The sequence below is a fragment of the Niveispirillum fermenti genome, from assembly GCF_052474395.1.
On the sequence record NZ_CP156681.1, the window covers coordinates 1,813,953 to 1,829,013 of the forward strand.

1 protein-coding gene (running past one end of the window) is annotated in these 15,061 nt (G+C 62.2%); it reads right to left on the reverse strand.

What is annotated here, in order from left to right:
- A protein-coding gene (locus ABC728_RS19725; RefSeq protein ID WP_416618540.1) for an autotransporter-associated beta strand repeat-containing protein crosses the window boundary here: on the reverse strand, window positions 1-15,008 show its 5' portion. The gene continues 12,076 nt to the left of window position 1, outside the view; only the first 15,008 of its 27,084 coding nucleotides appear in the window; the start codon lies at window positions 15,006-15,008; the stop codon falls past the left edge of the window.
- Window positions 15,009-15,061 lie beyond the last annotated feature (53 nt).

Sequence of the window (15,061 nt, forward strand, 5' to 3'; positions counted from 1 at the left end):
CCGCCGACCGTCAGCTGGTAGGTCGGCGATTGGCTGGGATCCAACCCCAGATTGACCGTGCCCGCCCCCGCCAGGGACCCGATGGTTTCACCGCCGCCAGCGAGCGCCAGGATCGCCCCGGACGCCACCGTCACCGCGCTGGTGTCGCCGATCGACGCGCCGCCCGATACGGCCAGGGTGCCGGTCGAAACAGTGACCGCCCCGGTGTGGGTGTTGGTGCCCGACAGGGTCAGCACGCCCGCGCCCGATTTGGTCAGACCGCCGGTGCCGGAAACCACGCCGGACAGGGTCGCCTCATTGGCGTTGCTGATCGTGCCGCCATTGCTGCCGATAGCAATGGCATTGTCGATGGTCACGCCGCTGCCGGTCAGGCTCAGCGTACCGCCATTCAGCGTCAGCGTGCCGCTGCCCAGATTGCCATCGCCCGCCACCGACAGCGTGCCGCCGGTGATGGTGGTGGTGCCGGTATAGCTGTTGGTGCCCGACAGGATCAGCGTGCCGCCGCTCTGCTTGGTCAGGCTGCCACTGCCGGTGATGTTGCCGGACAGGGTCGTCGTCAGTGTGGCACTGAGCGCCGCCGAGCCGTTCAGGACGATGGCGTTGTCGATCGTGCCGCCATTGTTGACGATGGACCAGGTCGTCCCATCCTCCAGTGTGACCGCATCGGAGCCGAGATTGGCATCCAGCCCCGCCGACAGGCTGCCGGCGCTGATGGTCAGGGTGGTGAAGCCCTGGCTGTTGCCGCCCAGCGACAAGGTGCCGGCCCCGGCCTTGGTCAGGCCGAAGGCACCGCCGATATTGTTCGACAGCGACAGGGTGGTATCGGCATCCGCTGCCGAAACCGTCGCTGCCGCATCCAGGGTGATGGCCCCCGTGATCGAGACGGTGCCATTGCCCGACGCGACCAGCGCGCCGGCATTGTCCACCCCCGTGCCGCTCAGCGTCAGCGCCTCGGCGATGCTGATCCCGGCGGCGACCTGCAGGGTGGCGCCAGAGGATACGGTGGTGCCGCCGGCCGTGGTGCCCAGGGCCCCATCATCACCGGCCACCAGCGTACCCGCGGATACAGTGGTCGTTCCGGTATAGGTGTTGGTGCCGGACAAGGTGATGGTGCCGGCCCCGGTCTTGGTCAGATCTGCGGCACCCGTGATGGTGCTGCTGATGATGGCGGTGTCGGCGCTGCCATTGCTGAGGGTGAAGGCGCCTTCCATGGTGATGGTGCTGCCGCTGATGGTCAGCCCGTTGGCGCTGTCCAGATCCAGCGTATCACCCGCACCAACCGTCGCGCCGCTGCTCAGCGTCACGGTTGAATTGTCGGCCAGCTTGACCTTGATCGTATCTGCGCCGCCCTGTGCCACGCTGCGCGCCATGGCTTCGCGCAGCGAGAAGCCATCCGCCGCGTCGCCGTCGCCGTCGTCGCTGTCACTGTCCACATAGATGACATTGCTGGCGACTGTCACGTCGATGGTCGATGCGCCCCCATCGTTGCTATCGCGCAGCGTGAAGCGGATGATTGCATCGCCATAAGGGGTTTCGTTCGCATAGCCGATGGCGCGGGCCAGGGCTTGTACCCCTGCATCGGTCGCATTGTCGTTGAAGGTGAAGGTGAGCGTCCCGGTCACCGTATCATAGGACCAGGAGGCGAAACCGGTCCCGCCATCGGACACGCTGCCGCTGGAATCCTGGCCCTGTGTGATGCTGCCGGTGAAGGTCAGGCCATTGCCTGCCACAAAACTGAACAGGTCGTTCGGGCTGCCATCGGCTGTGCCGCCGGTGGTGACGCGCTGCAGGGTGAGGGTGCCGTCGTTCCAGTTGCCGTCACTGCTGCTGATGGTGGTCGCCGACAGCAGGCCGTCATCGGCATCGTCCAGCGCGACGCTCCCGTCTCCGTTGAGCTCCACGACGGGACCTGGACTGTCGAAGAGGGTCACATCATTGCCGCTGCCGCCGGCATAACCGACCAAATAACGCTTTCCGTTGCTGGTCAGCACCTCACCTTCGGCGACGCCGTCCACCACGCCGCTGACGGTGCCGCTGCCCTGCTGGTCGATGACCACGAAGGTGTTGCTGCCGGAGGTCGAATGAGTGGTGTCGAAGCTGCTGTCGGCCCCCAGCGTCACGCTGCCCGATTTGACCACCACCTGGTCATAGCCCGTGCCCGCCGTTGCCCCGGCCAGATCAAGCTTCAGCGTGCCGTTCAGGATCAGGTTGGCCCCGGTATCCAGGGTCAGCGTTCCAGCGCCGTTATTGATACCATCCACCCCCGGCGCCAGCGTGCCGCCGCTGTCGATGGTGACAGAGGCTGCGAGGGTGCCGTTACCCGACAGGGTGCCGCCGTTCTTGACGGTCAACCCGTTGGTGGCGCTCACGGTGGCGCCGCTGCCGACCTGCAGGGTGCCTGCGTCGACCGTAAGGGAGATGAGGCTGGTATTACCGCCGTTCAGGATAAGCGTGCCGGTGCCCGACTTGCCCAGCGTGCTGTTGCTGCCGGCGATCCCCTGCATCAGTGTGACGACGACGCCAGTATCGGCTGTAATCGTGCCGTTGTTGACACCCAGAATGATCTCGTTGTCGATCGTGGTGCTGGATGTGACCGTCAGCGTCCCGTCATTCAGTGTCAGGCTGCCGTTGCCGAGGTTGCTGTCGCTGGCCACTGACAGGGTGCCGCCGCCCTTCACGTGGGTCGCGCCATCATGGCCGGTGCCGGACAGGGTCAAGGTACCCGACCCTTCCATGATCAGGGTGCCAGTACCCTGGAGGCTGCCGGAGAAGGTGGTGGATGTGTTGTTGATGCCGATGGTGAGTTCGCTTGTTCCGAGCGAAACCGTGCCTGCGCCTGCCAGGGATGCCAGGGTCTCGTCCTGTGTCAGCGTCAATGTACCGGCGGCCCCCACGGTCACCGCGCTGTTGTCGCTGATCGCGCCGCCGGCGCGGTTCAGCGTGAGGCCGCCACCATTGACGGTGGTGGTGCCGGTATAGCTGTTGTTGCCGCTCAGCGTGAGAGTGCCGGTGCCGGTCTTGATCAGGCCGCTGCCGCCATTGCCCCCGCCGATCACCCCGCTGAATGTCGTAATGGTCGATTGATTGACCGTCAGCGTGACATTGTTGCCCAGCGACACGTCCGTACCGGCCGTGCCGTTACCCGAAAGGGCGCCGATGGTCTCGCTGCTGTTGACCTGCAGCACGCCGGAACCGGACAGGGTGACGGCGCTGTTGTCGCCGATGGCGGAGCCACCCGATGCGATCAGGGTGCCGGCTTCGATATCGATGGCGCCGCTATGCGTGTTGGTGCCCGACAGGGTCAAAGACCCCGCACCGGCCTTGGTCAGACTGCCGGTGCCGGAAATCACGCCCGACAGAGTGACGGCGTTGGCGTTGCTGACGGTGCCGCCGCCATTGCCCAGGGTGACGGCGTTGCTGATGGTGGCATTGCTGCCCGTCACGGTCAGCGTGCCGTTGTTCAGCGTCAGCGTGCCGGAACCCAGATTGTCGCCGTCCACCACGCTGAGAACGCCCTTGGTGACAGAGACGGCGCTCATGCTGTTGGTGCCGGACAGGATGACCTTGCCAGTACCGTTCGAATTGATGGTCAGGCTGCCATTGCTGACGGCGCCGCCGAAGGTCAGGTCGACAGTGAGGCCGTTATCGACGGAACGGCTGGCATTGCCCAGATCGACCGAGCCGGACAGGGTGAGGGCGTAGGAACCCGCCAGGGTCATGTTGCCGCCCAGCACCACGGCGTTGGTCAGTGTGCGGGCGGCCAGACCGGCGCGGACCTTGCCGCCATTGATGGTCAGGGTGCCGGTGCCGGCGGCGCTGTCGGTATTGAACTGCAGAATGCCGCTGTCCAGCGTGGTGCCGCCGGTATGGGTGTTGCTGCCGGAAAGCGTCAGGGCCTTGCCGGCATTGGTGCTGGTCGCGGTCAGCTTGCCGCTGCCGCTGATGGTACCCGACAGGTTTGCGCTGCCCGATGACAGATCCACTGTACCACCGCCGGTGCCCAGCGAGATGGCCTTGGAATAGCTGATGTCTGTCGTGCCGGCCAGCGTGCCGCCATCCAGGGTCAGGCCCGAGGTGGTCGAGATGGAGGACGCGCCGACCGCCAGCGTACCACCTGTGATACTGAGCGCGCCGGTCAGCGTGTTGGTCGCCGACAGGGTGATGGTGCCCGCACCCGTCTTGGTCAGACTACCCGAGCCGGCAATGACGCTGCTGATCGTCGCCGTGTCGCTGGTTCCGTTCGAGAGGGTCAGCGTATTGCCCGCAACGATGGTCAGTGTGCTGCCCGCGATGGTCGCCCCGCTGGCGGCGTCGGCATCGATGGTCAGGCTTTCGCCGAGCGACAGATTACCGGCCAGAGTCAGGGTGGTGCCGGCCAAGGAACCGGCGAGCACAATGGTCTGTGTGCCGGTTGTATCCGCGGCGGCAATCGCCACGGCTTCGCTGAAGCTGACACCGTCGGTCACGTCGATGGTGGCGGTGTCAGTGGCGTTTGTTACAAAGATCGTGTCGCTGGTGACGGTCACATCGGCCGTGGACGATTCCCCGCGACCATCGCTGAGCGTGAAGCGAATGATTGTATCGCCGGTCGGCGTGTCGTTGCGATAGGTGACGCGACCCGTGATTTCCTGCACCAGGGCAGTCGTGGCATTGGCGTTGAAGGTGATGGTCAGCACGCCGTTGCTGTTGGTGTAGCTGCCAATTGTCTGGCTGTTGGACACCAGATCGGTGCCGCTGGTGCTGATGCCGGACCCTTCCAGGTCGAAGCCGAAAACATCGCTGGTCAGCGCATTGTCCTTGCGCTGAATGGTGAGAGTGGCCGCGTCCCAGTTGCCGGCCAGATCATTTTCCACGTCACTGATGGTCACATCGTTGGACGCATCCAACCCGATGGTGCCCCCGACACCGGCCCAGGCGACGCTGTCACCCGCAAGGTTGGTAATCACCGGCGCATTGTTTGCCGGCGCTGTCAGGGTGAAATTATTCCCGGTACCGCCGGGCCCCGTGTAAGAGGCCGTCAGTACAGTGCCATTACCGCCTGCGGTAACAGTGCCGCCTTCGGCTACGCCGGTAAAGGTGCCGGTGATGGCATCGATGGTCGGCATGGCGTCATCATTGCTGATGATCACATATTGGTCCAGGCTGTCGGCAGCGTAAGAATGCGTGGCGGAAATCACCGCATTGGTCACCGATACCGTGCCATTGACCACCACCTGGTCATAGCCCGTACCAGCCGTGGCGCCGGCGATGTCAACGGCCAGGGTGGCGCTGGTCTGTATCTCCAGATTGCCATTGATGGTCAGTGTGCCGACGCCATTATTGGTGCCGGCGACACCCGGCGACAGGGTGGCGTTGCTGCCGATTGTCACCTGATTGGTTGAGTTGGCGGCAAAAATGGTGCCGGTGCCACCCAGCGTCGCACCGCTCGACAAGGAAACGGCCGATGTGCCACCCAGCGAACCGGTGACCAGCAGGGTGCCGCCAGTGATATTTGTGTTGCCTGTATAGGTGTTGACCCCGCCGAGTGTCAGCGTGCCGGCGCTGACCTTGGTGAGGCTAAAGGCACCGCTGACGGCCCCGCTGAGGGTCAGGCTGGCATCCGAGGCCGCGCCGATCTGGCTGGCGGCGGACATGGTGACAGTGCCGCTGAGCGTGGCACTGCCGCTATCGACCCGCAATGCCCCGGTGTTGGAAATCCCGGTGCCGGCAATGGTGATATTTTCAGCCACCGTGACGCCATCGGCCAGGGCGAGGGCGCCACCGCTGCCTATGGTCGTGGTGCCGGTGGTGTTGCCCAGCGCATTATTGTGACCGGCGACCAGCGTACCGGCGTTAATGGTGATCCCGCCACCATGGTTGCTGTTGTCGCCGGTCAGGGTCAGCGTGCCCGTGTTCATCTTGACCAGTAGAAAATCACCACTGATGACGCCGCTGAGCGTCAGGTTGGCGCTTGGTCCGGCTGCGATAATTGTATTGCCCGTCAGCGTGACAGTGCCGCTGACCGTTGCGGTGCCGCTGCCGATCAGTGCGCCGGTAGTGCTGATGCCGGTGCCGGTCAAAGTCAGGTTTTCCGCCAGGGTGACGCCATCGGCCACATTCAGCGTGGCGCCGCTGGTAACCGTGGTGCCGGCGCCGCTGCTGCCCAGCGCCGTGCTGTGGCCTGCCACCAATGTGCCGGCTGAAACACTGGTTTCCCCGGTATAGGTGTTGGCACCGGTCAGAGTCTGGGTGCCACCACCGGCCTTAATCAGTCCGCCCGAGCCGGAAATGACGCCCGAGAAGGTGCCGGAGCCACCACCCGAACCCAGGGCCAGTATGTAACTGCCCAGCGTGACACTGCCAGCACCGCTCAACACACCGATGGTCTCGGTGGCATCCAACGCAAACGTGGCGCCGCTTTCCACGTTCACAGCGCCATTATTGAAAAGGGCTTCCCCACCGCTGATGGCAAGCGTGCCGGCGGAAATGGTGGTGGCGCCGGTGTAGGTGTTGGTGCCCGACAGGGTGATCGTGCCGGCCCCGGTCTTGGTCAGCCCCAGATTGTTGCCGGCAATCACCGTGGAAATGATTGCCGTGTCGCCGGTGCCGTTGCTGATGCTCAGCGTGCCGCCCAGGGTCAGCGTGCTGCCGGCGATGGTCAGTCCATTGGCCCCGTCCAGGTCCAGCGTATCGTCCACGCCGCTGGTCACACCGCTGCCCAGCGTGATGGTGGAATTATCGGCGAGGACCACCTTGATCGTATCCGCCCCGGCTTGCGTCACACCGCGGGCCAGTGCTTCCCGCAGACTGAAGCCGTCGGCGGCATTGCCGGTTGCATCGTCGCTGCTGCTATCGACATAGATCAGGTTGCTGGTCACCGTCACATCGGCGGTGGCGCTATTGCCGGTTCCATTGTCGACGGTCACGCGCAGGGTGGCATCGCCATAGGGTGTGTCATTGGCATAGGTGATGCGCTGCACCACCTGCTGCACCAGCGCCGTGGTGGCGGCATTGGTGCCGGTGAACGTGACCGTCAGTACGCCGCCAGCATTGGTGACGGTGGCGAATTCCGTGTCACCATTGACAGTGCGCAGCTTGCCATCGGTCAGGATGAAATCGGCGCCCGTGGTGTCGAACGCGAACACATCATTCACCGTTGCGTCCGCCGTGCCCCCGGTTACCCGCTGCACTGAAACGCTGGCGCCGGCCCAATCGCCGGCCCCGCCATTAAGCGCATCCAGCGTCGCTTCATTGACCATCGCAGCAGTGCCGCTATCCAGCCGCACCGGCGTACCCACCGTCAGCGCCACGCTGTCACCCGACAGGTCGGTCAGGGTGGGGGCGGTGCCCAGATAGGTCAGCACCACATCATTACCATCGCCGCCGGTATAGCTGATGCTGAACTGGCCCGCGTCGCCGGTGAAGGTTGCCCCTTCTGCCAGGCCGGCGAAGGTCCCGACAACCGCGTCATTGTCGGTTTTGTTGATGATCGTATAGGTCGTGCCGGCGGAAAGCGTCGGCGAACCGATGACGGACACATTCAGCGTTACGCCATCAATGACTGTAAAGCCTGCGGCTGTAATTTGGTCGAAATCCGTGCCCGGGACAGTATCGGAGCTGGCAATTTCAACATTGAAAGCTGAGCCGCTGGAAAAAATTACTGAACTGTTAGCCGTTATCAAGCCGGGGCTGTTGCCTGGTGACAATATGCCGTCACTATACACCGTGATGGCACCCGTGATCTGGGCTGAGCCGCCCAGCGTTCCGCTGTTGACGATGATGCTGTATGCCTGAAAGCTTGCATCATTGATCAGCACGGTTCCGGCGTCAATTTGCAGGCTTTGGCTGATGTTGGAACCGCTGGTGGCCAGTGTAAGGGTGCCAGCGCCGATCTTGTTGAAGCCCCCACTCGTGGAGGAGATACTACCCGACAGCGTTGCTGCATCGCCGGTCGCCACCGAAATGGTGGCCAAACCGGTTAGAACCACGGCATTGTCGATATTGATGGTTGTGCCCGTCAGCGTCAGGGTCGTGCCGCCGGCCAAATTGAGTTGGCCAGTACCGATATTGGCATCCGCACCGATGCTGAGCGTGCCGCTGCTCAAGGTGGTTTCAATGTGGCTGTTGGTACCGCTCAACACCACCGTGCCGGCGCCGACCTTGGTCAGATCGAAGTTGCCGGAAATATCGCCGGTAATGGTCAACACATCGCCGCCGACATAGGCGCCGATATCCGCATCGCCCGCCAGGGTGATGTTGCCGCTGATCGTGGCGCTGCCGGTATTCACCTTCACCGCGCCAATGCCGTTACTGACACCGCCACCGCTGATGGTCAGGTCTTCGGCAATTGTCAGCCCATCAAGAATGCGCATGGTTGCACCGTCGGCCACGGTGGTGCCAGCGTCATTGGTGCCCAGCGCATTGTTATGCCCAACAATCAGCACACCGGTAGAAACCGTTGTGGCCCCTTGATAGGTGTTGTTGCCTGACAGGGTCAGGGAACTGGTGCCGGTCTTGGTCAGGTTGCCTGCGCCGCTGATCACACCGGACAGGGTCAAGGTGCCGGCGGTGTTGATCGTGCTGTCCGCCGCGATGGTGATGTCCTTGGTCAGCGTGGTGGCGCTGGTCACGCCCAACGCGCCGCCATTCAGCACCAGCCCGCCCGCACCCAGATTGGCATCGGCGGAAACCCCCAGGGTACCATCATCCACCACAATGCCGCCGGTCAGGGTGTTGGTGTTGCCCAGCACCAACGTGCCCGATCCCACCTTGTGGAAAGGGCCACTGCCCGAAATAACCCCACCAAGGGTCAAGGTGCCGGAACCGGTTACGCGAATGGCCAGCGGCGTGCTGTCGATGCTGGAATCAGAGACGGAGATATTGTTTGCCAGGGTAAAGTTGGAGGATGAAGCTGTGGTCAGGGTGCTCGCAAGGTCAGAATGCGTATCTTCAATGGTCAAAGCGCCGGTGCCCAAACTATTGGCGCCGGCAATTTGCAATGTACTGCGGCGAATCGTGGTGCCGCCGCTATAGGTGTTATCACCGGTCAATGATACTGCGCCGGCACCGTTTTTGACCAGAATTCCATCACCTGAAATAATGCCGGATAACGTCAAAATATTTGAAGATGCGTTACCCGTCACGGAGAAGATATTTTGTCCACTATTGAGCACTATCGAATTGTCAATAGTTGTCATGCCACTGCTGGAAAGGGTGGCGCCTTCCAGCGTCAGCGTGCCGGCGCTCAACTGATCATCATTGGTGATGATCAGTGTGCCTGCCGTTACGGTTATGCCGCCGCTCATCGCGGCTTCGTTGCCGGTATTGGATAAGGTTAGAGTCCCGTTGCCGGTCTTTGTCAGCGTGCCAGCCCCCGACAACAGGCCCGAAATGGTTAAGTTATTCGTGTGCGAGAGGGTGCCATTTTGATTGGTCGTGGCAACCGCATTAGCCAGAGTGGCGTTAGAGCCGGTATAAGTCAGCGTACCGTCGTTCAGCGTAATTGTACCGGTACCCAGGCTGCCGACATTGGCAACACTAACCGTACCGCCGGAAATCGTTAACCCGCCATCGAAGCTATTGCTGGCCGCCGAGAGTACCAGCGTGCCATCGTCAACTTTGGTCAGCCGATAGCTGTTCGTGCCATCGGAAATTGTACCGCTGATGGTGAAGGTCGCGCCCGTTCCTACGCCGATTGAAGCATCCGCCGACAGGGTGATGCTGCCGGACACGCTTGCCCCCGCGCCCCCAACCAATGCGCCCCCGCTGCCAACGCCCGTGCCAATGAGGACCAGGCTTTCAGCAATCGAGATCGAATCCGCCACCCGCAGCGTTGCGCCGTTGCGGACCTCGGTAACGCCATCAGTGGTGCCCAGGGCATTGGCATGCGCAACAACCAGGGTGCCGGCCTCAACGATGGTGGCGTCGTTGTGCGTGTTGTTGCCGGACAATATGACCGTACCGGCATCGAATTTGCTCAAGGCGTTGTCGGTGCCGCTGATCTCGCCGCTGATGGTGAAGGTGTTGCCCGAGGTGGCGGCGATCGATGCGCCCCCGGCGCCCAGGGTGACGTTGCCGGCCATCACCGCGCCATCGCCACCCACCAGCGCGCCCTGGTCATCGACCCCGGTACCGGTGATGTTCACCGCCTCTGACAGGGTGATGCCGGCATCGATCTTCAGCGTAGCGCTATCCTGAACCGTGTTGGTGCCGCTGGCTGAACCCAAAGCATTGGCATGGGCCAAAACCACAATGCCCGTACTGACGGTGAAATTGCCGTCAAACGTATTATTGCCGCTAATAATAACCGTGCCGTCACCGCTCGCCATCAGGCCGAAGCTCGAGCTGCCATCGCTGATAATGCCAGACAGGGTCAGGCTGCTGTCGCTGCCAAACGGAAGCAGTTGAGAATGGCCGGTCAGCGTTATGCTGCCGCTGGCCGTGGCGGTTCCATCTTGGACAACCCCCAAACCACCGCCGGCAAGGATCAGGTCTTCGGCCAGCGTGATGCCATCGGCCAATAGCAGTTCGGCGTTCAGGTTGACACTGGTGCCGCCATCCAGGTTCGCGATGTTGTCGCCCAGCGCGTTGGCATGACCAGCGATCAGCGTGCCGGCGGAAACCGTCGTGTGGCCGTAATAGCTGTTGTCACCCGTCAGGGTCAGTTGACCAGAACCGGCTTTAATCAGCGAGCCGATGCCAGAAACAGCGCCCGACAGTGTGACCGCTGTGCCGCTGCCAACATTGACCGTTGAGGCAGCGCTCACGCTGAAATCATTTGTCAAGCTGGCGTTGCCAGTAATCTCCAGCGTCGATGTATCCATCGTCCAGATGGCACCAGTGCCGACATTGCTGCTGCCGGCGATGCTCACCGTGCCGCCATACAGCGTCAAGCGGCCTGAATAGCTGCTGTTGGTGCCACTGAGGGTCAGTTTGCCGCTGCCCTCTTTGGTCAGACCGCCGCTGCCCGACAGGGTACCGGCAAAGGCGAAATCACTGGAGTTGTTGCGGCCAACTGTGGTGGTGGTGTCCAGCACAACGCTGCCGTCACCGGTCAGCGACTTCAGCGCGTTGGCGCTGTTCAGTGTCAGGGTGCTACCGGTCGCCACGGAAACATCATTTGCGCCATCGGCCAGAGAGCCCGTGCTGGCCAGGGTCAGCCCGCCGGCCGACAGGGTAACGGCACCGGTAAAGCTGTTCTGGCCGGCAAGCGTCAGCGTGCTGCTGCCCGTCTTGGTCAGCCCGCCCGTGCCGCTCATCACGCCGGAGAAGGTGGTGTCGGTGCTGCCGGCGGTGGTCAGGGTGTAGCTGCCCAGCCCGACATTTCCGTCCCCCGACAGGCCCTCCAGGAGGGACAAGGCGCCCGTCAGGGTCAATGTGGCCCCCGACGCGACGCTGACCGCGCCGCCATCCAGACTGCCTTGGGCCGCGACCGTGCCCGCCAAAATCGAGAAGGGCCCCGACAAGGCACCGTTATTGCCGGCGTTGGTCAGCGCCAGCGTGCCGGCCCCCGCCTTTGTTAGACCGACGCCGCCATTCTCCAAGCCCACCACGTTGAATGTGACACCCGTGGCGACATCAAGAGTGCCGCCACCGGCTTCCATTTTGATGCCTCGATCAGCCGAGACATTGGCCGTGACCGACAGTGTGCTATCGGTCCTCAAAACCATTGTGGTATCGGTGCCGAGCGCGCCGGCCGAACCCGCCGTCAGCGTCCCAGCCTCGATATCCACCAGATAGATCAACGAGTTGGTGCCCGTCAGCACCAGATTGCCCGCGCCGGTTTTGATCAGCTTATTGTTGTTGTCTGTGAGCACGCCGGAAATGGTCAGGCTCGCCCCGCTGGCGGCACCGATTGATGTGCCATCGTAAGTGACAGCGACGTTACCCGTAACCACGGAATCGACGCCGCCAATCAGCGCGCCGGCATCGCCAACCCCGGTGCCGCTCAGATTGATGTTTTGTCCAACCGTCACATTATCGGCCAGCTTCAGCGATGCGCCGCTGTTGACGGTTGTGGTGCCAGAACCGCCGCCCAGGGCGTTATTGTGCCCCGCCACCAGCGTACCGGCGGAAACGGTAATCGCACCTTCAAGATCAAGATTACTGGCGGACAGGGTCAGTTGTGCCGTGCCCGCCTTGGTCAGGCTGGCAGAAGACCCCCCCATAAAGTAGCCCGAAATGGTGGCGTCGCCAGTGGTGGTGATGGTGGCGCTGGCGTTCAGTGAGACGTCGCCGGTCAGCGTGCCGCCCGCCAGCGACAGGTTGCCGCCGGACAGGGTCAGAATGCTGCTGATCATGCCGCCATCAGCCAGGGCCAGCGTGCCCGCCGCAACGTCAAAAAAAGCAGTGGGGTGGGCCGTGGTCATGCCCAACGCCAGCGTGCCGGCACCCGTTTTGGTCAGGGTACCACCGCCGCCACCCAGGCTGGCGGCCGACAGGGTCAGGGTCACCCCGGTACCGACATTGATGGTGCCATTGCCATCAGCCATGGCGGTGGGGCCCATCCAAATGTCATTGTCGACGGTGGTCGTGTCCGTGGCGATCAGGGTGCCGCCATTGAACTTCAAGGTGCCGCTGGACAGCGCATCATCATCGGCAATCGACAGCGCGCCTGCGCTCAGCGTGATGGCGCCCGACCAGGCCGCTTCGTTGCCGGTATTGCTCAGGGTCAGGGTTGCAGACCCGGACTTGACCAGATTGCCGGTGCCGCTGATCAAACCAGACAGGGTAACATCGGCACCGGCATTGACCGTGGCCCCATTGCTGCCCAGGGTGATGGCGTTGTCGATGGTGGTTGCACCGGTGACGGCCAAGGTCGCGGTGCTGCCATTAAGGGTCAGCGCGCCCGACAGCAGATTGGCATCGCTGGCCACCGACAGGGTGCCGCCGGTGACATTCATGGTACCGGTGCCGGTCTGTGTGCCCGACAGGACCAGTGTGCCCGGCGAGCCCTTGTTTAAGCCGCCGCTGCCGCCCAGGGCGCTGGCAATGGTCAGCGTCGTGTCCGACGCGATATAGAAACCCTGCGTGGTGCCGGCGCCGAGCGTAATGGTGCTACCGGTCAGGGTCACGCTGCCAGCAGTCTGGGCCGCAAAGTCCAAATTCTCATTGATGGTGATATCGCCGGCCAGGGTAATCGATGTACCGCTCATCAGGGCGCTGTCGAACATCAGCGTTTGCAAGCCACTTGTATCAGCCGCCGCAATAGCAATCGCTTCACTGAAACTGACGCCATCGCTCAGGTCGATGGTCGCCGTATCGGTGGCATTATCGATATAGATGGTATCGATGTTGACCGTGGTCGTAACGGTGGTGCTGTTATTGGCAGCATCGGTCAGCGTGATGGTAAGCGGCGTATCGCCATAGGATTTAGTGCTGCTATAGCTTATGCTTCTTAAAACCTGACCGATTAAATCCGCATCAGCACTACCATTGAAGGTAATGGACATCTTGTTCCCGATAGTGGAATAAGTGCCGAAATCACCCCCACCGTTTTTGGACAATGTACCATTGCTTGCGACAAAAAGGATCGTACTGAAGTCGAAATTATCAATGCTCAACGCACCGCCGGTGCGCTCCACAACCAGCGTGGCGCCATCCCAATCATTCTGCGCGTCACTGACGGTGGCACCCGTGCCAGGATTGAAATCATCAATGAAGGCAAATCCACCCAGATTGGTGACATCGCCATCCAGATCGTGGATGACGGGGGCGTCGGGGTTGACGGGTGTGTGAATATCCTCAAGTGTCACATCGTCGAACGCAAGATTGACGGCATTCCCGTCGGTTGCCGTAATCCGGACCCATGAAACATTGTCAAACGCCGCTCCATCAGCCGGTGTAAAGGTGGCTGTTTCAGTGTCGATGACATCTACTGTCTCACTGGCTCCCTTGTCCGTAGTGATCGTCAGGCTTCTCGCTGTCGAATCGGTCGAAATAATCCCCATCGACACGAGATCGAATATTTTCCCCCCGGTAACGGTAAACTCGTAAGTCTTGAGGGCATCGACATCGACACCGGCATCGAATGTTGCGTAAGCAGTTCCGTTTCCGTTGCCTGCAGCTCCCCAACCCACAGCGTCCACGAGTTGCGCCGCGACCAAAACAGAGGAATTATCGGCTCCGCTTGTATCGCCGCTGGAGGACGCGACAAGCTGGATCGTGTTGTTTTTTGTACCGTCCGACAATGTTTGCTGAACGGTACTTGCCGATGCATAGGTATTTGCATCAACAGTTATCGTGGGAGACGTGGCCAAATCGAAATCGAATACCGTGTTTTGCTCGCCGGCATCATCGGCGAGAATGTGGGTATAGGCTGCAATCGAAAGGCTTGCGGTTTCAAAAGTGCCAAATTGCTTCTCCAGCGTCCAGTTGCCGCCCAGGCTGGAAGCGCCGGTCGGATCACTCGACGCCGCGATATCGGCACCAGTCAAACCGGCCAAGAGGTGCACGAAAGCCGCCCCGTCGCCCGAAGCCACCCCGCACCCATAAAACAGCAGATCACCTTCCGCGCTCAGCGCCGCACCCAGCGTCGCCAGATCGGCGGCCCGTGCCTCGGTCGCCGCAGCGTTCAACGCCAGCGTGCCCAGAGTCACTTGGCCTTCAGTGCCATGGCTCAACACATGGATGGCATCATACCCGCTTTTGCCCTCGGCCCAGGCGGCCATCTGGGCAAGGCCATCCTTGCTGCCATCCAGCAGGACGATCTCCACCCCGTCCTTTATCCCATCCCGCAGGGTCTGCCAGTCGGCCACGCCGGTATCGATAAACGCCACTTCGCGGCGGACGGGTTCCGATATGGCGGTCGGGGTGGGGGCAACGTCACTGAGTCCAGCCAGCAAACTGGCCACGCCCAGATCATCCGCCGGATGGTCGGGCAGTGGCTTGGCCGCCACATCCTGCGCGACATCGGCGGCCGTGGCGACGGCCGCCGCGTCAAACATCATGCGCGGTTCAAGGGCCAGGGGGGCCGAAAGTCCACGATTGCCCTTGCGACCCTTGCGGCCCGTTTGCACCGAACGCGACATTTATTACCCCCGAATGGACTACCCCGTTCCGGGGCATCAAGACCCAACCAAAG